Genomic DNA, 24584 nt, shown 5'->3' with positions numbered 1-24584 from the left:
ATTGGGGAGTCGGGATTGGGGAGTCGTAAAAGCGCATCGTGACCGCTGCCGCTTTTGCGAATCCCGAATGCCCAATCCCTAATCCCGGCCCTCAAGCACCGCCTCGATCGCCTCGGCCAGCATGTCGCCCGTCACCGGCTTGCGCAGGAAGCCGTCGAAGCCGGCCGCGCGGGCCTGCGGTTCGGCATCGGCGTCGGCGCGGGCGGTGACCGCGATCAGCGGCATCTCGTAGCCGAACACGCGCAGTTGCCGCGCCAGCGCCAGGCCGTCCAGGCCGGGCAGGTCCAGGTCCAGCAAGGCCACGTCGAAGCTGCTCCCCGCCACCTCGGTCAAGGCCGCCAGGGCGTGCGCGGAATGGGTGATGTGGTGCCCGCGCGCGCTCAGCAGGCCGCTGACCACTTCGGCGACGGTAGGGTCGTCCTCGACCAGCAGGATGCGCAGCGGCCGCGTCGCCGCCTGCGCCTCGCGCTCGCCGCGCGTGCCGGAATGCAGCGGCTCGGCGATCCACGGCAGCGGCAGGTCGACGATGAAGCGGGTGCCGACGCCGAGCTTGCTGTGCAGCTCCACGCGCCCGCCCATTGCCACCGCCAGTTCCTGGCAGATCGCCAGGCCCAGGCCGCTGCCGCCGTAGCGGGCGGCGGTGCGCGGCCCATCGGCCTGCTCGAAACGCTGGAACAGCCGCGCCTGTTGCTCGGCGTTGATGCCCGGGCCGGTGTCGGCGACCTCGAAGCGCACGCCCTGGCGCTCGTGCAGCGGCGCCACGCGCAGGGTCACGCCGCCGCGGTCGGTGAACTTGATTGCGTTGTTGAGCAGGTTGAGCAGGATCTGCCGCACCCGCGTCGCATCGCCGTTGGCGGTCACGTCGGCCGGCATCGCGTTGTCCAGCGCGAAGTCCAGGCCGCGGCTGTGCGCCATCGGCGCCATCATCGCCTCCAGCTCGGCGATCAGCTGGCCCAGGTCGAACGGCTGCCGGTCCAGCTCCAGGCGCCCGGCCTCGATCCGCGCCAGGTCCAGCGCATCGTTGACCAGGCGCAGCAGGTGCGCGCCGGCACGGCGGATCGACTCGGTATAGCCGCGCTGCTTGGGATCCAGCGGCGTGGCCAGCAGCAGTTCGCTCATGCCCAGCACGCCGGTCATCGGCGTGCGCACCTCGTGCCCCAGCGTGGCCAGGAAACGGGTCTTGGCCAGCGATGCCTGCTCGGCCAGCTCCTGCTTGTGCAAGGCCAGTTGCCAGGCGTTGCGCCGGCGCAGGCGGCGCCGGTACAGGTGCGCGACCAGCCACAGCGCCAGCAGCGCCAACAGCGCCAGCCCGGCCAGGCCCCAGGGGCTGCGCCACCACGGCGGCAGCACGCGGAAGCGCAGCGTGGTCACCTTCGACCACACCTTGTCGGCGGTGCGCGCCTGCATCTCCAGGGTGTAGTGGCCGGACGGCAGGCGCGAGAACAGGCGCTCGCCGCTGGCGCCGACATCCACCCAGTCCGGGTCGTAGCCGCTGAGCCGGAACCTGTAGGTGTTGGCGTCGGTATCGGAGAACGACAGCAGGCGGGCGACCACGTGCAGGTCGCGGTCGCCTTCCTGCAGCACGATGCTGCCGGCATGCAGCAGGTCCAGCGCGCGCTCGCCGCGGCGCACGCCGATGCGCTCGATCACCAGCGGCGGCTGCCGCCGCGACGGCACCACCTGCGCCGGCTCGAACAGCACCACGCCGTCCGGGGTGCCGCCGAGGATCTGCCCGCTGCGCGCCTGGGTCAGGGTCTGGGTGCGGAACTCCTGGTTGGGCAGGCCGTCGTGCACGCTGTAGGAGCGGATCGCCTTGCTCGCCGGATCGACCCGGATCAGGCCGCGCACGCTGCTCAACCAGGCCACGCCGCTGGCATCGACCACCAGCCCGTTCGGCGCCAGCGACGGGAACTCCTGCTCGGCGTCGATGCGGTCGAGCAGGCTCAGGCGCGCGCCGTCCCACAGGTAGCGTTCCAGGCGGCCGACGCTGGCCAGCCAGACCACGTTGTCGTCGGTGATGGTGAAGGCGCTCAGCGCCCGCGCCGGCGCGCCGGGCACCTGCTCGAAGCGCTCGCTGGCCGGGTCCCAGGCCAGCACGCCGTGCTGGCCGAGCAGCCAGGGCTGGCCCAGCGGGCCGGGCCGGGCGTCGTCCACGGTCAGCTCCGGCGGCAGCCCGTCCGCGCCCAGGGCGATGTTGCGCAGCACGTGCCCATCCAGGTCGCGCACCTGCGCACCGCCGACCTCGCCGAACAGCCACACGCGGCCGTCGCTGCCGACCGTCATCCGGTCCACCTCGCCGGGCATCGGCGCATCGGCGCCGTCCTGCCTGCCCCAGCGCCGCACCTCGCCGCTGGCCGGGTCGTAGCGCAGCACCGCCCCCAGCGCCGCCGCCCACACCCGGCCCTGGCCGTCCTCGACGATGGCGCGCGGCCAGGTGCGTTCGAACATGGCCAGGATGTGGTGGCGCACCACGCCGGTGGCCGGATCCAGTTTGTCCAGCACCCCGCGGGTGCCCGCCAGCCACACATCGCCGTCGCGCGAGGGAGCGGTCGCGATGACGTAGGGATTGCCCATCGAGTCCGGGTCGTCGACCCGGTGCGACAGCACCGAGAACTGCCGCCAGTTGGCCGGCAGGTACCACAGGCCGGCGTTGAAGCTGGCGAACCACAGATCGCCCTCGCGGTCCTCGAACGCCAGCGACCAGTTGGGCTTGACCAGGCCGTGCGCGGAATTGCTGTACAGCGGCACGTTGCGGATCTGCCCGGCCTCGCTCTCGCGGCCGAGGCCGTCCAGCGTATCGAACCAGCGATTGCCGTGGCGGTCGTGGACCAGCATGCCCAGCACGCTCTCGCTGGGCATGTTGCGCCAGTACGGCACCACCGCGCTGCCGTCGCCGCGCAGCAGGCGCGCCCCGCCCTGGGTGGCCACCCACACGCTGCCGTCGCGCTCGGGGGTCAGCCCCTGCACCTCCGGCCGCGGCAGCGCCGAGGCCGGCAAGCGCTCGAAATCGCGGCCGGTCCAGCGCGCCAGGCCGCCGCGCGTGCCCACCCACAGCGTGCCGTCGGGCGTGGTCGCCAGGAACGTCACCGTCGGCGACGGCAGGCTGCGCTCGTCGCCCGGCATCGGCATGTAGCGGCTCAGCTTGCCGTCCGGCTGCAGCCGGTCCAGGCCGCCGTTGGCGGTGCCGAACCAGATGCTGCCGTCGGGGGTGGAGGCGATCGCCCAGACCGTGGCGCCGCCGATCTGCGGGTAGTTGCTGCGGTCGTAGTAGCGGAACGTGCGCCGGTCCGCCGAAAGCATGCCCATGCCGGCGTTCTGGGTGCCGAACCAGACCCGGTTCTGCGCATCGACATGCACGGTCCATATCTTGTTGTCGCGCAGCCCGTCCTCGATCCGCCAGATGCGGTAGCCGCGGCCGTCGAAGCGCGCCAGGCCGTCGCTGCTGGCCAGCCACAGGTAGCCGAGCTGGTCTTCGGCGAAGCCGTTGATGCTGTTGGACGGCAGTCCGTCGGCCACGGTCAGCTGGCGCGGCTGCGGCGTCGGCGGCACCGCCGCGGCGACGGCCGTCGACCACAGCAGCAGTAGCCATCCCAAGATCCTTCTGGACCGCATCGTCATCTCCCTGAGCATGGGCAGCGTTTCCCCGCGATGCCCGCCGCCATCGTCGGCGATAAGCGCCGTTGCTGGCAACAGACGGGATTCGGGATTCGGGATTCGGGACTCGGGACTGGGGACTCGGAATGCAGAGGGCGTAGCCTGCGACTCCACTGCGCCGTCCGGCTAGAAGACGCGCTTTCCGAGTCCCGAGTCCCTAGTCCCTAGTCCCGAGTCCCTAGTCCTGCGTCCCGCCCCCCGACTCCATCGCGCCCCTGATCGCCTCGGCCAACATGTCGCCGGTGACCGGCTTACGCACGAAGCGGGCGAAACCGGCCGCCTTGGCCGCGGCCTCGGCCTCGCCGTCGGAACGCGCGGTGACCGCGATCAATGGGAACGCGTAGCCGAGCGCGCGCAGCTGTCGCGCCAACGCCAGGCCGTCGAGCGCCGGCAGGTCCAGGTCCAGCAGGCCCAGGTCGAAGCTGGCCTGGGTCACTTCGGTCAGCGCCTCCAGCCCGTGCGCGGCGCAGACCACGTGGTGGCCGCGGCCGCGCAGCAGTTCGGCCATCACCTGGGCCACGGTGGGTTCGTCCTCGACCAGCAGGATCCGCAACGGCGCCTGCACCCGCGTCGGCAGCGGCACCACGGTGACCGCCTCGGCGGGCCGCGGCTGCCAGCGCAGCGGCAGCGTCACCCGGAAGCGCGCGCCATGCCCGAGCCGGCTGTCGACCTGGATGCGCCCACCCATCGCCATCGCCAGTTCCTGGCTGATCGCCAGGCCCAGCCCGCTGCCGCCGTAGCGGGCGGCGGTGCGCGGGCCTTCGCCCTGTTCGAAGCGCTGGAACAGCCGCGCCTGCTGCTCGGCGCTGATGCCCGGGCCGGTGTCGGCGACCTCCACGCACAGCCCGTGCCCGCTCTGCAGCGGCGACACGTGCAGGGTCACCGAGCCGCTGGCGGTGAACTTGATCGCGTTGCCGATCAGGTTGAGCAGGATCTGCCGCACCCGCACCGCATCGCCATTGACGGTCACCGCGCCCGGCAAGGTGTCGTGGCATTCGAAGCGTAGCCCGCGCGCCTGCGCCAGCGGCGCCATCAGGTTCACCACGTCGGTGATCAGCGCCTGCAGCGCGAACGGCTGCAGATCCAGCTGCAGGCGCCCGGCCTCGATCCGCGCCAGGTCCAGCGCGTCGTTGACCAGGTGCAGCAGATGCGTGCCGGCACGGCGGATCGATTCGGTGTAGCCGCGCTGCCTGGGATCCAGCGGCGTGGCCAGCAGCAGTTCGCTCATGCCGAGCACGCCGGTCATCGGCGTACGCACCTCGTGCCCCAGCGTGGCCAGGAAACGGGTCTTGGCCAGCGACGCCTGCTCGGCCACCTCCTGCTTGTGCAGCGCCAGTTGCCAGGCATGCTGGCGGCGCAGGCGGCGGCGGTAGGCGCGCAGCGAGACCAGCAGCAGCAGCGCGGCGGCGGCGAGCAGCCCGGCGATGCCCCACACGCTGCGCCACCACGGCGGATAGACCCGGAACGGCAGCCGCAGGGTCGGCGACCAGGCGCCGTCGCGGGTGCGCGCCTGCACCTCGAGCACGTGCTCGCCGGCCGGCAGCTGCGGCAGCGTGCGCTCGCCGGCGGCGCCGACCGCGACCCAGTCGCGGTCGTAGCCGGACAGGCGGAAGCGGTAGCCGATCCCCTCCGGATCGACGAACGACAGCAGCCGCGCCACCACCCGCAGGTCGCGGTCGTCCGGCTGCAGGGCGAAACCGCCGTTCACCGGCAGCGCCAGCAGCCGCTCGCCGCGGCGCACCTGCACGCTCTCCATGCTCAGCGTCAACGACACCGGCGGCGGATCCGGCAACCGCGTGTCCAGCAGCGCCACGCTGCCATCGGCCGCGGCGGCCACCAGCACCCCGTTGGCGGCCATCAACAGCCCGCGCTTGACCATTTCCTGGCTGCTCAAACCGTTGCGGGTGCCGAACGCGCGCACGGCGGGCGCGTGCCGCGGATCGACCCGGAACAGGCCGCGGCGCGTGCCCAGCCAGGCGCGGCCCTGCTGGTCGACGACCAGGCCCTGCGACTCGGTCGCCGGCACGCCCTCGGCCGCCGCATAGCGATGCACCTGCCGCCAGTGGCCGCCCTCGCGGCGCCACAGCTCGAGCCCGGCCAGGCGGTGCACCCACAAGGTCTGCGCATCGGCGAAGGCGAACGACTGCACCCGCTCGCCGGCGAACTCCGGCGGCGTGCGGAATTGCCCGGCGGCGGCATCCCAGTAATGCAGGCGTTCGGCGGCCAGCCACGGCGTGCCGTCCGGCGCCAGATCGAACGCGGCGATATCGGCGGCGGCGGCCAGGCCGCGCTGCGGGCCGTGGATGTTGTCCAGCACGTGGCCGTCGGCGAGCGCGCGCACCTGCACCCCGAACCCGGGCGCGGCCATCCACAAGGTGCCGTCGGCACGCTCGCGCAGCCAGCTGTTGACGCCCAGCTCGGGGGTGGCATCGGCCGCCGACGTGCGTCCCCAGCCCTGCAGCGCGCCGCCGCCGGCCGGAGCGCGCAGCAACATGGCGCTGCTGCCCAGCCACAGCTCGCCGGCCGTGTCCTCCAGCACCGACAGCACGCGCACGCCGGGCAGGCCCGGCGTCCACAGCGGCTTGCCCAACTCGCCGCTGGACGGCTGCAGCCGGTACACGTTGCCGCCGGTGCCGGCCAGCCACACGCCGCCGTCGCGGGCCGGCGCCAGGCTGGCGTACAGGTCCGGCGCCAGGCCGTGCGCCGGCCCCAGCACCGCCAGCCGCCGCCAGCCCGGACGCAGATACCCCAGGCCGCGGGTCGGCAGGGACACCCACAGCCCGCCCTCCTTGTCGCGCAACATGCTCACCACCACGTTGGCGCCGGCCACCGCCGCTTCGCCCTCGCCGATGTGGCGCAACGCGCCGGCGGCCGGCTTGTGCCACAGCCCCTGGCCGTTGCCGAGCCAATAGCCGCCGTTGCCGTCCTCGGCCATGCACAGCACCCCGCGCTGCAGCGCGCCGGTCCAGTCGGCGCGCTGCCAGCGGCCATCGTGGCCGAGCTGGTACAGCTCGCCGCCGGCGCTGACCCACAGGCCGTCCGCAAGCGCCATCACCGCCGCGACCTTCTGCTGCGCGTCCGCTGGACCGGGCAACCGGTAGGCGCTGGCGCGCGTGCCGTCGTAACGCACCATGCCCTTGAAGGTGCCGACCCACAGCACCCCGGCGTCGTCGAACCCCAGGCCCACGATCGCGCCGTCGAGCATCGCGTCGATCTCGCCGTCGCCGGCCTGGATGCGCTGCACGCGCCCGTCCGCGGGCACCCGATACAGGCCGCCGGCATAGGTGCCGAACACCACCTCGTCGCCGCGGCTGGCGATGGCGAACACCTCGTCGCTGCGCATCGCCGGTTGCGTGGCCATGTTGAAATGACGGAACCCGCGGCGCCGGCCATCGAGCATGCTCAGGCCGCCGCCTTCGCAGGCGACCCAGACCCGGTTGCGCGCATCGATGTGCAGCTCCTGCACGTAGTTGCAGCGCAGCGACTGCGGATCGGCCGGATCGTGGCGCCAGAGGCGGAACTCGCGCCCGTCGTAGCGGGCCAGGCCGTCGCCGCTGGCGATCCACAGGTAGCCGTCGCGATCCAGGGCCAGGCGCGAGATCTCGGTGGACGGCAGCCCCTGTTCGGCGCCCAGCACCCGGAACCGCGGCAGTTCCGGCACCGCCGCCAGCGCGCTGGCGCAGCAGCAACCGGCCAGCAGCAGCCAGACGAGCAGCCAGCCGCGGCGCAGGCGTCGAGGACAGGGGATTTGCATCGACATCGGCTCCAACGGCAGTGAACGATCGACGGCGGATGAACACCGGCGCACTGCCGGGGCCGGCCGCCCACACGCGGCCGCTCCGTGCCGCCTGCATGCGGCAGCGTTCTTATACCGCGGGGGGCCGCAAAAGCCCACCCGCCGCGGGACGCAACGAACCATTGCAGCAGGCAGCGGCGCAGGCGGCGCGGACTGCGCCTAGAATCCCGGCTACTCCCGTTGCCTGGCCCGCCCATGTTCCAGCGCTGCCTCATCGCCCTGCTGCTGACCCTGCCCACCGCCGCGCTGGCGGCCCCGGCGCAGTACGCGCTGGACCCGGTGCACACCCGCGTGCTGTTCGCGATCGAGCACGCCGGCTTCTCCAAGGCGCTGGGCACCGTGTCCGGCAGCACCGGCAGCCTGCTGTTCGACCCCGACGACTGGCGCAGCGCGCGGCTGGACGCGCGGGTGCCGCTGCAGCGGCTGGACCTGGGCGACGACAAGTGGAACCGCGCCGCGCTGGCGCGCAACCTGGTCGACGGCGAGCATTTTCCCGAGGCGCACTTCGTCTCCACCCGGATCGAACCGGTCGACGCCACCCACGCCAAGGTGTTCGGCACGCTGACCCTGCACGGGGTCAGCCGCGAGATCGCGCTGGACGTGACCCTCAACGCGTTGAAGCGGCATCCGCTGCCGCCGTTCCGCCGCACCGTGGGGTTCTCCGCCACCACCACGCTGCAGCGCGCCGACTTCGGCATCGCCGCCTGGCCGTCGGTGATCGGCGGCACCGTCGAACTGCGCATCGAGGCCGAAGCCACCCGCGAGGGCCGCGCCGACACCGACCCGGCGCCAGCGGCCACGCCCGCCGCCGACACCCCCACCCCATCGCCCAGCCCCAGCCAGGAACCCACGCCATGACCGCCAAGAACACCGCCGACCGTTGGGGCGGCGTCAGCCAGACCCTGCATTGGCTGATCGCCGCGCTGATCCTGTTGCTGGGCGTGGTCGGGCTGACCATGGGCGAATTGCCGAAGACGCCCAAGTACTTCTGGGTCTACACCGCGCACAAGTCGCTCGGCCTGACCGTGCTGGCGCTGGTGATCGCACGCCTGGGCTGGCGCCTGTACGCCGGCGCGCCCAAGCCGGTGCCGGGCACGCCGGGCTGGCAGGAACGCATCGCCAGCGCCACCCATGCGCTGCTGTACGTGCTGATCTTCGCCATGCCGCTGTCCGGCTGGCTGTACGACTCCAGCAGCGGCCTGCGTCCGTTCCGCTGGTTCGGCCTGGTCGCCGTGCCCAAGCTCAGCGCCCCGAACGAACAGCTGCGCGACCTGTCGCACGCCACCCACGAATGGGGCTTCTGGATCCTGATCGCGGTGGTGCTGGCGCATGCCGGCGCCGCCTTCTACCACCACCTGTTCCAACGCGATGCCACCCTGGCGCGGATGTTGCCGCGCGGCTGGCTGACCCCCAAGTCCTGAGGAGTTCCACCATGTCGTCCCGTTTCGCCTCCCCCGCCGCCGTCGCCGCCAGCCTGGTGGCGATGCTCGCCGCCGCCCCCGCCTTCGCCGCCGACTACGTGCAGGCGCCGGGCTCGAGCCTGGTGTTCGCCAGCAAGTACGACGGCGAAGTGTTCACCGGCCAGTTCCCCGGCTTCGACACCAAGCTCAGCTTCGACCCGGCCAACCTGGCCGGCGCCAAGCTCGACGTGGCGATCCCGCTGGCCGGCGCCAAGAGCGGCAATGCCGACCGCGACTCCACCCTGCAGGGCGCGGATTTCTTCGATGTCGCCAAGTTCGCCACCGCCCACTACCGCGCCGACAAGTTCCGTTCGCTGGGCAACAACCAGTACGCTGCCGACGGCACCCTGGAACTGCGCGGCGTGTCCAAGCCGGTGACCCTGACCTTCACCTGGACCCCCGGCGCACAGCCGGTGCTGGCCGGCAGGGCCACCGTCAAGCGCCTGGACTTCGGCGTCGGCGGCGGCGACTGGGCCGACACCAAGACCATCCCCAACGAAACCGCGATCAGCACCAAGGTCGTGTTCAAGGCGAAGTGATTCGCCACAGGCCGTCGCGGCAGGCGGCCACTGGGCGGCGGATTCCCTCGTCGGGTCCGCCGCTTTTTTTGTGCCTGGACGGGCGCGGCGCGGCGAGGCGCATGCCTTGCCGGCGGCATCGCCGATGACCGCGAGGCCGGCGGTTTCGTGCGCTCGCGCATGTCGCGACGAGGCCGGGCGACGTCGCGCGCGCCTGCCGCGCATGCCACACTCGGGCCATGCAACAGGAACTCTTCAGGACCGCGCGCCTGATCGGGCGCCACCTGCGCCTGTCCGACGTCGCTGCCTTGTTCGCGGTCTACGGCGACGCCGAGGCCATGCGCTGGGTCGGCGATGGCGAGCCGCTGACGCGCGCGCAATGCGTGGAATGGGTGGCCGTGTCCGAGCGCAACTACCACGCGCGCGGTTACGGCATGTCTGCGTTGGTGGAGCGCGGCAGTGGCCAGATCCTCGGCTTTTGCGGGCTGGTGCATCCGGCAGGCCAGGTGCAGGCCGAGCTGAAATATGCCTTCATGCGCGCGCACTGGGGACGCGGACTGGCCACCGAAGCGGCGCGGGCGATGCTGGCGTATGCGCGGCAGGAATTGGGCCTGCAGCACGCGATCGCCACGGCGTATCCGCAGAACCTGGCGTCGTTGCGCGTGCTGCGCAAGGCCGGCATGCAGCCGGCACCGGCACGCACGGAAGCGGACGGCACGGTGATCTGCTGCTTCGCATGGCATGCGGCCGCGGCACCGGCGAGCGAGGACCGGCACGCCATCGCGCCGGCCGTCCGCACGGCAGGAGAATGAGCACGCGAGCCTCGCCACGACGGGCGCATTGAGCGCGGCAGCACCGCGGTCGAGCGGCCGGACCTTGGCCGACGACGCGATCGACCAGACGCGACCGCTTGCCGCCGCTCGGCAGCGGATTGCCGCAATGGATCCGCCTTGCGCTCGTCCGTGCGCAAGGCGGACGGGTCGCCCGCCATCGGCACGCTCAGTTAGTTAGTTGGTGCAACTCAACGCGGTTTCCGCAACCGGATAGATCGCGAGCGCGCCGATCCTGTCGTCCCGGTACTCGGCCTGGAAGCGGAATGGCTTGCCCTCGCGCGAACTCACCAGCATGCCGCGCTTGAAGCAGCTGAAGGAGGCGGCCGATCCCTTGAGCATGCTGATCACGACCCCCTTCGGCACATGCGCCGGGTCGCGCAGCGACACCGTCGCAAGAAAGGACGAGTCGATCGCCAGCGCGACGTCGTCCTGCAGCACCTTGGCCAGCGTGGCGTCGGCGGCTGGCGCCTTGTCGGCGCAGTCGGGCCCTGCCGCATCCATCATCCAACAACCGAACGCGAACAGATGTTCGGGCGGAACGACGCTGGCCGGCGCCTGTGCGACCGGCGGCGGCGCAATGCCATTGGCCTGGGCCAGCACCGCCCTCTCGCCGGAATCGAAACAGTCGTCGAACCAATCGAGCCGGTTGGCGCTCGATGCGAAGCCCGCTTCGGCCATGACCGCATAGGTGACGTAGGTGCTGTCGACCAGGGTCAGCCCGTTGCGCATCACCAGTTCCTCGCGAGCGGCACGGCAAAAGCTGCGCAATGTCGTGCCCGATGGCGCCCTGATCAGCTCGGTGTAATCGGGCAAGGCACGCAGCACCGAGGTGAAGCTGCGCTTCACCCCGGCCAGTTCGGCGTTCAGCCGCGACGGCGAATCCGCTGGCCCCCGCACCATGGCCTGCTGGCCGAACTGGAACACGTCCACCGGCGTTTGCAGCAGCGTGGGAGTCGCGCGCAGGGACAGCGTCACCGTGCCGAACGGCTCCCCACCGCGCCCGGACAAGGCGATGACGATGGTCTTGGCATCCGCGGCGTAGGGCGACAGTTCTTCCCTGAACGCCTGATCCGTCGCCTGGCTGGACATGGCGTTCCAGGTTGCGTCGGTCAGCTCGAAAACATGCTGGATCGCCGGCTTGGCGACTTCGCTGACGATCGAGGAACCCGGCAGCAACGCAGTGACCGCCGTTGCGATCGCACCGGTATCGTAGTGGGCGGAGGTGGTGTCGCGGTACACCGCTTCGACCTGGATCTTTTCGTTCGCCTCGAGCCGCTTGAGCGGGAAGGAATGGCCGCCATCGGTCACGACCGAAGGGTTTCCGGTATCCGGATCGAATCGGTAGGTGAGCAGCGGATACTCGGGAAGCGCCACCGCGCCGATCTTGACCCGGATGCCGACGTTGATTTCGCGGGTGGCCTTGCCGCCGCCCATCGCCTTGAGCAGGATGCCGAAGAACTTCTTCTTCTGCTTCGGATCCTGCGGCAGCGCCGGCGGCGACATCGCGGCATGGAGCTGCGTATAGGCCTCGCTCGTGACCTTGGTCGGGCCGTTCTGGCGGGTGACGGTCGCACTGGGCGGCGTCGCCGACGCAGCCTGGCCCGCCGCATGGCAGGCGCCCACCCCACCCAGCAAACACCCAAAGAGCAGACATAGGCTCCTGACCATGGCGTTCCCCTGCGCGTTGCATCTCCCCGCAGGCACACTGCCCCAGCCCCGGGCACAATTCAACAGACAAATGACGCCGCGCAACCGCGACGCAACGCTGCGCTAGGCGACCGCCAGCCAGTCCGCCACCCGGCGCGCATCGAACGGCCACCCCAGCTCGCGCCCGTCGCCGTCGCGCAGCACCGGCACGCGCTCCCCGTAGCGCGCCTCCAGCGCCGGGTCGCCATCGATGAAAACGCTTTCCAGGTCGGCCGCGCGCGCCTGCGCCAGGACCAGCAGCGCCTGGTCGCACAGGTGGCAGTCGTCGCGCTGGTACAGGGTCAGGGAGATGGCGGCGGCTCCGATGCTGCGCTGCGGACGTCCGCGGCGGGCCAGAGGCATAGAATAGACGGTCTTTGGCCTTCCACCTCTCCGGCACGTATGGCTGTCAGCACCTTCGACCTGTTCAAGATCGGCATCGGGCCGAGTTCCTCGCATACCGTGGGGCCGATGCGTGCGGCCGAGCGCTTCGTGCACCGCTGGCTGCTGGATCCGGGCCGGCTCGGCGAGGTGGTGCGGATCCGCGCCGAGGTGTTCGGCTCGCTGGCGCTGACCGGGCGCGGCCACGGCACCGACAAGGCGGTACTGCTGGGCCTGGAGGGCCAGCGCCCGAACCTGATCGATCCGGACATCATTCCCAGCACGCTGGAGCGCATCCGCAGCAGCAAGCGCATCAACCTGATGGGCCGGCACAGCATCGCCTTCGACGAGAAGCGCGACCTGGCCATGAACAAGCGCCAGAAGCTGCCGTACCACACCAACGGCATGCGCTTCACCGCCTACGCCGCCGACGAGGAAGTGATCGCCACGCGCGATTACTACTCGGTCGGCGGCGGCTTCGTGGTCAACCAGGACGACGCCGCCGACGACCGCATCGTCGCCGACGAAACCCCGCTGCCCTATCCGTTCAGGAGCGGCGACGAACTGCTGGCGCAGGCCGCGCGCAGCGGCCTGAGCATCGCCGCGCTGATGTTCGAGAACGAGAAGTGCTGGCGCAGCGAGGACGAGATCCGCGCCGGCCTGCGCGAACTGTGGAACGCGATGCAGGCCTGCGTGGCGCGCGGCATCCGCGAGGAAGGCACCCTGCCCGGCGGCCTGCACGTGTCGCGGCGCGCGCCGGCGCTGTACCGCGAGCTGTCGTCCAAGCCGGAAGCGGCGATGCGCGATCCGCTGACCACGCTGGACTGGGTCAACCTGTACGCGCTGGCGGTCAACGAGGAGAACGCCGCCGGCGGCCGCGTGGTCACCGCGCCGACCAACGGCGCGGCCGGGATCATCCCGGCGGTGCTGCACTACTTCGATCGGTTCTGCCCGGGCAGCGACGAGCAGCGCATCTTCGACTTCCTGCTGACCGCCGCGGCGATCGGCATCCTGTACAAGGAAAACGCCTCCATCTCCGGCGCCGAGGTCGGCTGCCAGGGCGAGGTCGGCGTGGCCTGCTCGATGGCCGCCGGCGGCCTGGTCGCCGCGCTCGGCGGCAAGCCGGGGCAGATCGAGAACGCCGCCGAGATCGGCATGGAACACAACCTCGGCCTGACCTGCGACCCGATCGGCGGGCTGGTGCAGATCCCGTGCATCGAGCGCAACGCGATGGGCGCGGTGAAGGCGATCAACGCCAGCCGCATGGCCATGCGCGGCGACGGCAAGCACAAGGTCTCGCTGGACAAGGTGATCAAGACCATGCGCGACACCGGCCGCGACATGCAGGACAAGTACAAGGAAACCAGCCGCGGCGGGCTGGCGGTGAACGTGATCGAGTGCTGAGATGAGGCGCCGGGCGTGTCCTGCATGCCCGAACCCATCGCGCCGCCGCTGCACGCACACGCGTGCGCGTGCGCCGGCGCCGCCCAGGCAGAATCCGCCGGGATGAAGCGCGCCGCGGCGGCCACCGCGATCGCCACCGCTGCGCAGGCGTTTGTTGCAGTACGGATAAAGATCGGCGGATCGGCGCCGATAGCGTCTTCGACGATACGCCGACACCGAACCGGCACTGGAATGCCCTTGCAGTCCCACCCCGCTTCCTGGTGCACCCGTGCGCTGACGCTGGCCATGCTCCTGGCAGCATGGGCCTCGCTCGCGCCGACGGCGGCCGCCTTGCAGCCGGACAAGCAGTTCAACCATTACGAACGCCAGCGCTGGGGCCTGGAACAGGGATTGCCGCAGCTGAGCGTGCAGGCCTTCGCGCAGGACCGGCAGGGCTATCTGTGGATCGGCACGATGGGCGGCCTGGCGCGCTTCGACGGCGTGCGCATGACCACCTTCGGCGAGAACGCCCCGGCCAACCTGCCCGGCCCGTTGATCAAGGCCTTGCAGGTGGACCCCAGCGGCGACCTGTGGATCGGCACCTACCGCGGCCTGGCGCGCTACCGCGACGGGCGCTTCGCCAACCTGCTGCCGCAGGATCCGCAGGCGCCGCTGCTGAACATCGAAGCGATCGCGGTCGACGCGCGCGGCACGGTGCTGGTCGCGGCGCAGGATGGCGTCTATGCCGTGGTCGGCGACAGCCTGCGCCTGCAGCACCGCGTCGCCGACGGCGCCTACGCGCTGCTGCCGCGCGGCCGCGAGCTGTGGGTCGGCACGCGCGGCGCGGTGCTGCGCTTCGAAGAGGGCGAGAGCGAGCCGCTGCCGTTGCCGCAGGACGCGCGCGAGGCGCCGGTGCGGCAGTTGCTGGATGCGCAGGGGCGGCTGTGGGCCGGCAGCCGCGACGGCCTGCTGTTCCGCCGCGACGGCCGCTGGCAGCGGCTGCCCGGCGACCCGGCGGTGACCCGGCGTTCGGTGGAGGCGCTGTACCAGGACAGCGACGGCAACCTGTGGGTCGGCCTGCCCGGCTATCTGCTGCGCGTGCGCGACGGCGGCATCGTCGAGCAATCCCTGGAAAGCGACCAGGACGCCGGCGCCAGCGCGGTCTTCGAGGACCGCGAGCGCAACCTGTGGCTGGGCAGCCGCTGGAAGGGCGCGACCCGCCTGTGGAACGGCTGGACGCGCCGCTACAGCAGCTACGAAGGGTTGTCCGACCCGCTGGTGTGGACCCTGGCGCGCGATCCCGACGGCTCGCTGTGGGTCGGCACCGGCAGCGGCCTGGCGCGGCTGCGCGCCGGCCGCTACCAGCAGGTCCTGAGCCGCGCGCAACTGCCCGCCGACGTGCCCTATACCCTGCTCGCCGAACCCGGCCAGCTGTGGATCGGCACCCGCCGCGGCGCCGTGCTGTACCGCGACGGGCGCGCCACGCTGCCGCCGCTACTGGCGCCGCTGCGCGAACTGCAGGTCAGCGGCATCGTCCGCGATCGCGCGCAGCGGCTGTGGTTCGCCAGCAGCGACGGCCTGTTCCGCAGCGACGGCAACCGCCTGCATCGCTACGGCAGCAGCGAGGGCCTGCGCGACACGCGCATCCGCCTGATCCACGAAACCCGCGCCGGGCGCCTGCTGATCGGCTCCCAGGCCGGCCTGTACGAACTGCGCGGCGAGCGCCTGTTGCCGCTCGCCGAACCCGGCTCGGCGCTGGCCGACGCCGACATCACCGCCGTGCACGAACTGCCCGGCGGACAGTGGCTGGTCGGCACGCTGTCGGAACAGCTGTGGGTGTTCGACGGCACGCGCTGGACCGAATTCGACGAACACGACGGGCTGCCGGCGAACGCGGCGTTCTTCATCACCGACGACGGCCACGGCAGCCTGTGGGTGGCCGGCCTGCGCGGCGTGTACCGGATGCCGCTGGCGAGCCTGCTCAAGCGCATCGAGGAACCGAGCACGCCGCTGCAGGCCGAACTGCTGCTCAACGAGCGCGGCCAGCGCCATGGCGGCGTGCAGGGCCTGTGCTGCAACGGCGCCGGCAACGGCAAGGGCTTCATCGACAACGGCACGCTTTGGCTGCCCAGCCGCGACGGCGTGGTGAGCATGGACACCGCCGGCATCGTCAAGAACCCGGTCGCGCCGCAGCCGGTGGTGGAGCGGATCCGCGCGCAGGGCCGCTGGATGGCGCCGCAGGCGCTGCGCGACACGCCGTTGCCGGCGCAGGCGCGCGACCTGGATTTCGAGTTCACCGCGCCCTCGTTCCAGGCGCCGGAGAACGTGGAACTGCGCTACCGCCTGGTCGGCTACGACACCCAGTGGCGCAGCCTGGACGACATCCGCCAGCGCGTGGCCAGCTATACCAACCTGCCCGGCGGCGACTACGTGTTCGAGGTCACCGGCAGCAACAACGCCGGCGTCTGGGCGCAGGCGCCGGCCCGGCTGCCGCTGCGGATCCGGCTGCGCTTCCAGGAAACGCTGTTCTACAAGCTGCTGCTGGGGCTGGGCGTGCTGGCGCTGGCGCTGCTCGGCATCGGCATGGCGCGGATGGTCAACCAGCGCCAGCGCGAGGCGCTGGAGCGGCAGGTGCGGCAGCGCACCGAGGCGCTGCAGGCGGCCAACCAGCGCCTGCAGGAAGCCAGCTTCACCGACGACCTGACCCAGCTGCGCAACCGCCGCTACCTGTCGCTGCACATCCCCAGCGACATCGCGCTGTACCGGCGCATGGCCGCCAACGACCAGGACATGCTGTCCTCGGGCATGCTGTTCGCGCTGATCGACATCGACCATTTCAAGTCGATCAACGACAGCGGCGGCCACCACACCGGCGACGCGGTGCTGCAGCAGATGGCGCAGCTGCTGGTCAGGCTGACCCGCGAAAGCGACTACGTGGTGCGCTGGGGCGGCGAGGAATTCCTGCTGGTGCTGCGCTCGGCGCCGCGCGAGAACCTGACCGTGGCCGCCGAACGCCTGTGCCGGGCGATCGCCGCGCACAGCTTCGCGCTCGATCACGGCCGCCACAGCCAGGTCACCTGCTCGATCGGCCTGGCCGAATTCCCGTTCGTGCACGATCCCGACAGCCGCCTGGGCTGGGAGCAGTTGCTGATCCTGGCCGACCGCGCGCTGTACCAGGCCAAGGCCAAGGGCCGCAACGGCTGGGCCGCGTACCGGCCGGTGCTCGGCACCCAGGCCGAGCAGGTGCTGGCGGCGCTGCAGGAGCCGGCCGAGCGCATGCAGCACCACGCCTGCCTGAGCCTGGTGCACTCGCGCTGCTGAGGCGCGTTGACGCCGCCGCCGCATGGCCCGGGCTAGAGTCGCGGCATCCCCGCACGTCCTCCAGCCCGCATGCGCCGATCCTCGCTCCTCGCCGCGCTCGCCGCCGCGCTCCTGCTGCCGCCCTGCCTCGCCGCCACGCCCGCGCCCGCGCCGCGCTACGGCGCGCAGCTGGAAGGCTTCGACTACCCGTATCCGCTCGCCCGCTACGACTTCGCCTCGCAACGCCAGTCGCTGCAGATGGCCTATCTGGACGTGGCCCCGACCGGCACGCCCAATGGCCGCACCGTCGTGCTGCTGCACGGCAAGAACTTCTGCGCGGCGACCTGGGAGTCGGCGATCGCCGCGCTCGCCGGCGCAGGCTACCGGGTGATCGCGCCGGACCAGGTCGGCTTCTGCAAGTCGAGCAAGCCGCAGGCCTACCAGTTCTCCTTCGCGCAACTGGCGGCCAATACCCATGCCTTGCTGCGCCACGCCGGGGTGACCCAGGCGGCGTTCGTCGGCCACTCGATGGGCGGCATGCTCGCCGCGCACTACGCCCTGCAGTATCCGCAGGACGTGCGCCAGTTGCTGCTGGTGAACCCGATCGGGCTGGAGGACTGGAAGGCCGCCGGCGTGCCGTGGCGCAGCGTCGACGACTGGTACGCGAAGGAGCTCAAGACCGATGCCGCCTCGATCAGGCAGTATCAACAGACCGTCTACTACGGCGGGCAGTGGAAACCCGAGTACGACCGCTGGGTGGCGATGCAGGCCGGGCTGTACGCCGGCCCCGGCCACGCGCAGGTGGCCTGGAACCAGGCGCTGACCTCGGACATGGTGTTCAACCAGCCGGTGGTGCAGCAGTTCGCGCAACTGCGCGTGCCGACCACGCTGTTCATCGGCCAGCGCGACCGCACCGCGATCGGCAAGGACCTGGCGCCGCCGGCGCTGGCCAGGACCCTGGGCGACTATCCGGCGCTGGGCAAGCGCGCGGCGGCGGCGATTCCCGGCGCGAAACTGGTCGAGTTCGCCGACCTGGGCCACGCGCCGCAGGTCGAAGCGCCGCAGCGCTTCAACGCCGCGCTGCTGCAGGCGCTGGCCGCACCGAGCACTGCGCCGTAGCGGCGCAGCGGATGCCCGCGCATCAGCGCACCGCGATCCGCAGCACGTCGTCGAGCAGGGCCGCCGCCGTCACCTCGGCGCCGGCGCCCGGGCCCTGGATCAGCAGTGGCTGCTGCAGGTAGCGATCACTGTGGATGGCGACGCGGTTGTCGGTGCCGGCGCCGCTGGCCAGCGGATGCGCCAGCGGCAGTTCGCGCAGTCCCACCGACGCGCCGTGCGCATCGAAGCGGCCGACGAAGCGCAGGCAGGCGCCGTTCGCACGCGCCTGCGCCAGGCGTTGCGCCAGCGGCGCATCCAGCGCCGACAGCGCGGCATCCACGTCCTGCGGCGCCGCCGCGGCCAGGGCCGCCGGCAGCAGCGAATCGACCTGCACCTGCTCGGCGCGCAGCGGCAGCCCGGCGGCGCGCGCCAGGATCAGCAGCTTGCGGCGCACGTCCTCGCCGGACAGGTCCTCGCGCGGATCCGGTTCGGTATAACCGGCGGCGGCGGCCTCGCGCACGCACTCGGAGAACGCGCGGCTGCCGTCGTAGCGATGCAGCAGCCACGCCAGCGAGCCGGACAGCACGCCCTCCACCGCGTGGATGTGGTCGCCGCCGGCGGCCAGCGCGCGCAGGCTGCTCAGCAACGGCAGGCCGGCGCCGACCGTGGCGCCGTCGCCGTAATGGGTGCCGGCGGCATGCCGCGCGGCATGGATCCGTTCGGCGCGGTCCAGCGCCGCGCCCTGCCCGAGCTTGTTCGCGGTGACCACGTGCACCCCGCGCGCCAGCCACTCGGCATGCCGCTGCGCCACCGCATCGCTGGCGGTGGCGTCGACCACGATGTCGCCACCGCGCAGGTCGGCGGGCAGATGCACGATGCCGCCCGCGCCGCGTGCGGCGGCATTGGCCGTGCCCAGCGCCTGCTCCGGCGCGCGCCGGCACTCCTGAAGGGTGCGCGAATTGGCCAGCCAGGCGAACGCCGGCAAGCCCGGGCGGCGCTGCTGCAGCGCCTGGTAGCGCGCGACGAACGCGCGCCCGACCGTGCCGGTGCCGAGCAGGCCAAGCCGCGGCGCCAGCGCCTCGGCCGCCCGTGCCTGGGCCGGCGGGATTGCGTCGGCGACGCTGCTGCTCACGCGTCCACCCGTTTGCGCGCCACCGCCTCGCCGGCCTGCTGCGCGCGCAGCAGGCCCGCCTGCAGGTCGGCGATCAGGTCCTCGCTGGATTCGATGCCCACCGACAGGCGCAGCAGGCCGTCGCTGATGCCGGCGTTGGCGCGCGCTTCGGCGGTCATCGCCGCATGCGTCATCGACGCCGGATGCGCGACCAGGCTCTCGACCCCGCCCAGCGACTCGGCCAGGGTGAAATAGCGCAGGCCATCGACGAAGGCTCGCACTTCGGCCTCGCCGCCGGCCAGCTCGAAGCTGATCATCGCGCCGAAGCCCTGCTGCTGCCGCGCCGCCACCGCATGCCCCGGATGCGTGGCCAGGCCCGGGTAATAGACCTGGTTGACCGCGGCATGCCCGTCGAGCAGCGCCACCACCGCCTGCGCGTTCTCCTGGTGCACGCGCAGCCGCGCATCCAGCGTGCGCAGGCCGCGCAGGGTCAGGAACGCATCGAACGGCGAACCGGTCAGGCCCAGCGCGTTCGCCCACCACACCAGTTGCTGGTGCAGCTCGGCGCTGGCGGCGATCACCGCGCCGCCGACCACGTCGCTGTGGCCGTTGACGTACTTGGTGGTGGAATGGATCACCAGGTCGGCGCCGAACGCGATCGGCTTCTGCAGCGCCGGCGACAGGAAGGTGTTGTCGACCACCGCCAGCGCGCCGGCCTTGTGCGTGGCGTCGATGACGAAGCGCAGGTCGGTGATGCGCAGCAGCGGATTGGACGGGGTCTCGATCAGCACCAGCTGCGGCGACTGCGCCAGCGCCTCGGCCAGCGAGCGCGGATCGGTCAGGTCGGCGGTGATCAGTTCGAAATGGCCCTTCTTGGCCAGCGCGTTGAACAGGCGCCAGCTGCCGCCGTAGGCATCGTGCGGCACCACCAGCTTGTCGCCCGGCTGCAGCAGCGCGTTGAGCACCAGGTTGATCGCGCCCATGCCGGTGGCGGTGATCACGCCGCCGGCGCCGCCTTCCAGCTCCGCCAGCGCTTCGCCGAGCAGGTCGCGGGTCGGGTTGCCGCTGCGGGTGTAGTCGTACTGGCGCTTGTTGCCGAAGCCGTCGAAGCTGAAGTTCGACGACAGCACGATCGGCGGGGTCACCGCGCCGTAGGCGGTATCGCGGTCGATGCCGGCGCGCACCGCGGCGGTGGCGGCGCTACAGGGCAGATCGTTGTCGTGGGCAGTGCTCATGCGGTAGCTCCGGTGGGGCGAAGGGCGGTGGCGAGGATCGCGTCGATGCGGTCGGTTTCTTTCAGGAAGGCGTCGTGGCCGTACGGCGAACGCAGCACGCGCAGGCTGCCGCGCGGACCCAGGCCTTCGACCAGGGTGACCAGGTCGGCCAGCGGCACCAGGCGGTCGCCTTCGACCGCGACCACCACGGTGGGCACGGCGACGGCAGCCGGGTCGATGCGGTGCAGGTCGATGGATTCGGACAGGCGCAGGTAGGCGTTGACCTGGGTGCGCGCCACGTACTGCGCGCCGGCGGCATCCAGGTAGTCCTCGGCGGCGACGCGGACGCGGCCGTTGATCACTTCCGGCGGCGCGTCGAAGCGCTCGCCGAATTCCTCCGGGGTGCGATAGCTGAGCATCGCGAACTGCCGCGCCAGCGACAGCCCGTGGCTCTCGGCGCATTGCAGCTGGCCCAGCGCCACCGCGCGGCGCTGCAGCGCGCGCCACGCCGCGGCGTACGGATGCGCGCGGTGCGCGCCGCTGACCGCGACCAGCTTCTGCAAGCGCTGCGGATGCCGCACCGCCAGCTGCAGGCCGACCAGCGCGCCATAGGAGTAGCCGACGAAGCCGTGCAACTGGGCGATGCCCAGCGCATCCAGCAGCGCGGCGATGGCATCGGCCTGGTCGGCGCTGTCGATCGGCGCGTCCAGGCTGCCGTCGGCGCCGACGAAGTCGAACGCCAGCAGCCGCCGCTGGCCCGGGTCCAGCGCCCGGCCCGGCCCGACCAGGCCTTCGGCCCAGCCCTTGTCCGGGAAACTGGCGTTGGCGGCGAGATGGCGATGCGCGGAGATGCCGCCGGCGACGAACACCACCGGCGCCTCCGCCGGGCCGCTCAGTTCGTAGCGCAGGCGCAGCAGCTGCACGCCGGCATGGCGCAGCGGCAGCGCCACCGCCACCTCGCCACGCATCGCGATCACGCCATCGGCGGCCGGCGCGACGGCGGCGGCAAGGCGATCGAGCGGCACATTCACAGCAAGGGGGCGGTTTGGCGTATTCACGAGGCTCATGGCGATATCCGGGGAGGAACGGCCATCGAGCTTCGCGGAGCTCGCGTTCGACGTGCGGAAGGCACGGATCGAACCATCTTTCGGCGGACGCGGTGGTCCCCGCAGGATTTGGCACCTACACGGTCGCTTGCGCGTCCGCTGGCTGCCCCGGCATCAAAGGGCCTGTCCCTCCGCCGGTCTCGATGGTGCGGACACGATGCCAGCGTTTTTTCGCGTTGTCAAATCTCTTTATTCGGATGGAGCGATATAAGGAAGCCACGGCCGCCGCTGCCGCATACTGCGCGCCGCCCCCGGCATTCCCCCACGCCGGCGCCAGGAGCCCCGATGCCCGGCCAGTGCCCGGCCCCCGCCGCTGTCCGCCATGCCGCCGCCGCGCTGCGGCAGCGGCCCCGCGCCGCACCGCGCTGGCTGCTGCTGGCCGCCTGCGGGTTGGGCCTGGCGTCCGGCGCCGGCGCGGCGGCCACGCGGTATGCCTGGAAGGACGCCAACGGCGTCGCCCACTACGGCGACCATGCCGTGGACCCACAGCGCGATGCACCGCCCGCGCCCGCGCCGGCACCGCGCCCGGCGACCGCCGAGCTGCCGCTGGCCTACCTGCGCGTGGATGGCCAGGCCCCGCGCCAGCAGGCCTGGGCCGACAACCGCCTGGACGGGCCGCTGCAGGTGCAGTTGCGCTTCCGCCGCGCCGACAACCTCGCCGCGGTCCCGGCGCTGCCGCTGCGCGCGGTGCTGCCCGCCCGCGGCAGCGCGCTGCTGTCGCGGCTGTACGCCAGCGACCCGCGCTACGCCAGCCCGTTCGACCTGGTCCTGGACGCGGTGCCCGGCGACCCCGCGGCCAAGCCGCAGGACGCGCTGTACCGGCTGCCGTTCGATGCCGCCCCGGTGCGCGTGGACCAGGGTGTGGGCGGCCGCTTCAGCCACCAGGACGCGCCGAACTACTACGCGCTGGATTTCGCCCTGGCCGAAGGCACGCCGGTGCTGGCCGCGCGCGACGGCACGGTGATGCAGGTCGAAGCGGGCTTCGCCGAGGCCGGGCTGGACCGCGAGACCTTCGGCGGCCGCGCCAACTTCGTGCGCATCCTGCACGCCGACGGCAGCATGGCGCTGTACGCGCACCTGGCCCCGCACGGCGTGGCGGTGCGGCCGGGCCAGCGCGTCGCCGCCGGGCAACGGCTGGCGCTGTCCGGCAACACCGGCCTGAGCACCGCGCCGCACCTGCACTTCGCGGTGCAGGTCAACCGCGGCATGCGCCTGGAGTCGATCCCGTTCCGCATGGCCGGCGCGCTCGGCGAGCTCAAGCTGCCGCGCGGCGAGGACGCCACGGACGCCGCGCAACCCGTGGCCGGCGCCGCGGCGCTATAATTCCGCCCTTCCCTGTAGCCGTGATCGCCCAGTGGGCGCCGTTGCCATGTCCGATGTTGCCCAGGAAGCTGCGCGCCGCCGCACCTTCGCCATCATTTCCCACCCCGACGCCGGCAAGACCACGCTGACCGAAAAGCTGCTGCTGTTCGGCGGCGCGATCCAGATGGCCGGTTCGGTCAAGGGCCGCAAGGCCGCGCGCCACGCCACCGCCGACTGGATGGCGCTGGAGAAGGAGCGCGGCATCTCGGTGACCTCGTCGGTGATGCAGTTCCCGTACGAAGGCAAGATCATCAACCTGCTCGACACCCCCGGCCACGCCGACTTCGGCGAGGACACCTACCGCGTGCTGACCGCGGTGGACTCGGCGCTGATGGTGATCGACGTGGCCAAGGGCGTGGAAGAGCGCACCATCAAGCTGATGGAAGTGTGCCGGCTGCGCGACACGCCGATCATGACCTTCATCAACAAGCTCGACCGCGAAGGCAAGGACCCGATCGACCTGCTCGACGAAGTGGAGACCGTGCTCGGCATCCAGTGCGCGCCGGTGACCTGGCCGATCGGCATGGGCCAGCGCCTGAAGGGCGTGGTGCACCTGATCAGCGGCGAAGTGCACCTGTACGAGCAGGGCCGCAACTTCACCCGCCAGGACTCGACCATCTTCCCGTCGCTGGACGCGCCCGGCCTGGCCGAGCGCATCGGCGAGCAGATGCTGGCCGAACTGCGCGACGAGCTGGAACTGGTGCAGGGCGCCAGCCATCCGTTCGACCTGGACGCCTACCGCGCCGGCAAGCAGACCCCGGTGTTCTTCGGCTCCGGCGTCAACAACTTCGGCGTGCAGCCGCTGCTGGACTTCTTCGCCGAGCACGCGCCGCCGCCGCAGGCGCACGCCACCACCGGCCGCCCGGTGCAGCCGACCGAGGAGAAGCTGACCGGCTTCGTGTTCAAGATCCAGGCCAACATGGACCCGCAGCACCGCGACCGGGTCGCGTTCATGCGCATCTGCTCCGGCCGCTTCAGCGCCGGCATGAAGACCCTGCACGTGCGCACCGGCAAGGACACCAAGCTGGCCAACGCGCTGACCTTCATGGCCAGCGACCGCGAGATCGCCGCCGAGGCCTACCCCGGCGACGTCATCGGCATCCACAACCACGGCACCATCTCCATCGGCGACACCTTCACCGAAGGCGAGGCGCTGTCGTTCACCGGCATCCCCAACTTCGCCCCGGAACTGTTCCGCCGCGCGCGGCTGCGCGACCCGCTCAAGCTCAAGCAGCTGCAGAAGGGCCTGGCGCAGCTGTCCGAGGAAGGCGCCACCCAGTTCTTCCGCCCGCTGATGAGCAACGACCTGATCCTGGGCGCGGTCGGCACCCTGCAGTTCGACGTGGTCGCCTACCGGCTCAAGGACGAATACGGCGTGGACGCCAGCTTCGAACCGGTCGGCGTGGTCACCGCGCGCTGGGTGCATTGCGACAACCCGAAGAAGCTGGAGGAGTTCCGCGAGAAGAACGCGATGAACCTGGGCATCGACGCGGCCGGCGAACTGGTCTACCTGGCGCCGACCCGGGTCAATCTGCAGCTGGCGCAGGAACGCGCGCCGGACGTGCGCTTCGCCGCGACCCGCGAGCACGCGCACAGCGTCGCGCTGGACTAGGCCCCGACGAGGCGCGCGGGCGTGAACCGCGCGCGAATTGCTGCGCCGCAACGGATGCGAACCGCTCGCA

At 71.7% G+C, this 24584-nt stretch carries 16 protein-coding genes and 1 riboswitch; of the genes, 9 read left to right on the top strand and 7 right to left on the bottom strand.

Annotation, left to right across the window (positions count from 1 at the left end):
* Window positions 1–78: 78 nt before the first annotated feature.
* Both AB3X10_RS06880 and AB3X10_RS06875 read right to left on the bottom strand, forming a co-directional pair.
* Complete coding sequence (locus AB3X10_RS06880; protein WP_369981700.1) at window positions 79–3636, bottom strand: ATP-binding protein; 3558 nt, start codon at window positions 3634–3636, stop codon at window positions 79–81.
* 196 nt (window positions 3637–3832) lie between these two features.
* Window positions 3833–7408, bottom strand: coding sequence for a hybrid sensor histidine kinase/response regulator (locus tag AB3X10_RS06875; RefSeq protein WP_369980197.1), 3576 nt, complete (start codon window positions 7406–7408; stop codon window positions 3833–3835).
* Between the two features lie 237 nt (window positions 7409–7645).
* Here AB3X10_RS06875 and AB3X10_RS06870 point away from each other — a divergent pair, with 237 nt between their 5' ends.
* From AB3X10_RS06870 to AB3X10_RS06855, 4 genes are all read left to right on the top strand, one after another.
* Window positions 7646–8308 carry a YceI family protein gene (locus AB3X10_RS06870; RefSeq protein ID WP_369980195.1) on the top strand — a complete coding sequence of 221 codons (663 nt, stop codon included), beginning with the start codon at window positions 7646–7648 and terminating at the stop codon, window positions 8306–8308.
* Window positions 8305–8871 carry a cytochrome b gene (locus AB3X10_RS06865; protein ID WP_369980194.1) on the top strand — a complete coding sequence of 189 codons (567 nt, stop codon included), beginning with the start codon at window positions 8305–8307 and terminating at the stop codon, window positions 8869–8871. Before AB3X10_RS06870 ends, AB3X10_RS06865 begins: the two co-directional genes overlap by 4 nt.
* An 11-nt stretch (window positions 8872–8882) precedes the next feature.
* A complete protein-coding gene (locus tag AB3X10_RS06860) occupies window positions 8883–9449 on the top strand; it encodes a YceI family protein (protein ID WP_369980193.1) in 567 nt (188 codons plus the stop codon).
* Window positions 9450–9667: 218 nt separating this feature from the next.
* Window positions 9668–10240, top strand: a complete 573-nt coding sequence (locus AB3X10_RS06855; RefSeq protein ID WP_369980192.1) for a GNAT family N-acetyltransferase — start codon at window positions 9668–9670, stop codon at window positions 10238–10240.
* 195 nt (window positions 10241–10435) lie between these two features.
* Here AB3X10_RS06855 and AB3X10_RS06850 read toward each other — a convergent pair whose 3' ends face one another.
* A complete protein-coding gene (locus AB3X10_RS06850; protein WP_369980190.1) occupies window positions 10436–11929 on the bottom strand; it encodes a hypothetical protein in 1494 nt (497 codons plus the stop codon).
* Between the two features lie 102 nt (window positions 11930–12031).
* On the bottom strand, window positions 12032–12259 hold the full coding sequence (locus AB3X10_RS06845) for a glutaredoxin family protein (protein WP_369981698.1): 228 nt from the start codon (window positions 12257–12259) through the stop codon (window positions 12032–12034).
* 90 nt (window positions 12260–12349) lie between these two features.
* Between AB3X10_RS06845 and AB3X10_RS06840 the strand changes: the two genes are divergently transcribed.
* The 3 genes from AB3X10_RS06840 (at window position 12350) to AB3X10_RS06830 (ending at window position 18130) form a co-directional block, all read left to right on the top strand.
* The gene (locus AB3X10_RS06840; protein WP_369980188.1) at window positions 12350–13732 is read left to right on the top strand and encodes an L-serine ammonia-lyase; all 1383 of its coding nucleotides are present in this window, start codon (window positions 12350–12352) and stop codon (window positions 13730–13732) included.
* A gap of 285 nt (window positions 13733–14017) precedes the next feature.
* Entirely contained in the window at window positions 14018–17032 is a 3015-nt protein-coding gene (locus tag AB3X10_RS06835; RefSeq protein ID WP_369980186.1) for a diguanylate cyclase domain-containing protein, read from the top strand.
* A 69-nt stretch (window positions 17033–17101) separates the two neighbouring features.
* The gene (locus AB3X10_RS06830) at window positions 17102–18130 is read left to right on the top strand and encodes an alpha/beta fold hydrolase (RefSeq protein WP_369980184.1); all 1029 of its coding nucleotides are present in this window, start codon (window positions 17102–17104) and stop codon (window positions 18128–18130) included.
* Window positions 18131–18152: 22 nt separating this feature from the next.
* On the opposite strand, the gene AB3X10_RS06825 is transcribed toward AB3X10_RS06830, so the two are convergent.
* Genes AB3X10_RS06825 through metX form a run of 3 tightly spaced genes read right to left on the bottom strand, consistent with a single transcriptional unit; the run spans window position 18153 to window position 21501 of the window.
* Window positions 18153–19217, bottom strand: coding sequence for a homoserine dehydrogenase (locus tag AB3X10_RS06825; RefSeq protein WP_369981696.1), 1065 nt, complete (start codon window positions 19215–19217; stop codon window positions 18153–18155).
* Between the two features lie 20 nt (window positions 19218–19237).
* Window positions 19238–20455: an O-succinylhomoserine (thiol)-lyase gene (locus AB3X10_RS06820; protein ID WP_369980182.1), complete on the bottom strand. Its 1218-nt coding sequence runs from the start codon at window positions 20453–20455 to the stop codon at window positions 19238–19240.
* Window positions 20452–21501 carry a homoserine O-succinyltransferase MetX gene (gene metX / locus AB3X10_RS06815; RefSeq protein WP_369980180.1) on the bottom strand — a complete coding sequence of 350 codons (1050 nt, stop codon included), beginning with the start codon at window positions 21499–21501 and terminating at the stop codon, window positions 20452–20454. The genes AB3X10_RS06820 and metX overlap by 4 nt, the downstream gene beginning before the upstream one ends.
* 70 nt (window positions 21502–21571) lie before the next feature.
* Window positions 21572–21690, bottom strand: a riboswitch (SAM riboswitch).
* Between the two features lie 186 nt (window positions 21691–21876).
* On the opposite strand from metX, the gene AB3X10_RS06810 reads away from it, so the two are divergent.
* Window positions 21877–22863 carry a M23 family metallopeptidase gene (locus AB3X10_RS06810; RefSeq protein ID WP_369981694.1) on the top strand — a complete coding sequence of 329 codons (987 nt, stop codon included), beginning with the start codon at window positions 21877–21879 and terminating at the stop codon, window positions 22861–22863.
* Window positions 22864–22909: 46 nt separating this feature from the next.
* Window positions 22910–24514 carry a peptide chain release factor 3 gene (locus tag AB3X10_RS06805; RefSeq protein ID WP_369980178.1) on the top strand — a complete coding sequence of 535 codons (1605 nt, stop codon included), beginning with the start codon at window positions 22910–22912 and terminating at the stop codon, window positions 24512–24514.
* Window positions 24515–24584: the final 70 nt, after the last annotated feature.

Source organism: Xanthomonas sp. DAR 80977 (genome assembly GCF_041240605.1).
GTDB classification, from domain to species: domain Bacteria; phylum Pseudomonadota; class Gammaproteobacteria; order Xanthomonadales; family Xanthomonadaceae; genus Xanthomonas_A; species Xanthomonas_A bundabergensis.
This window is presented reverse-complemented; position numbering and strand designations above follow the sequence as displayed.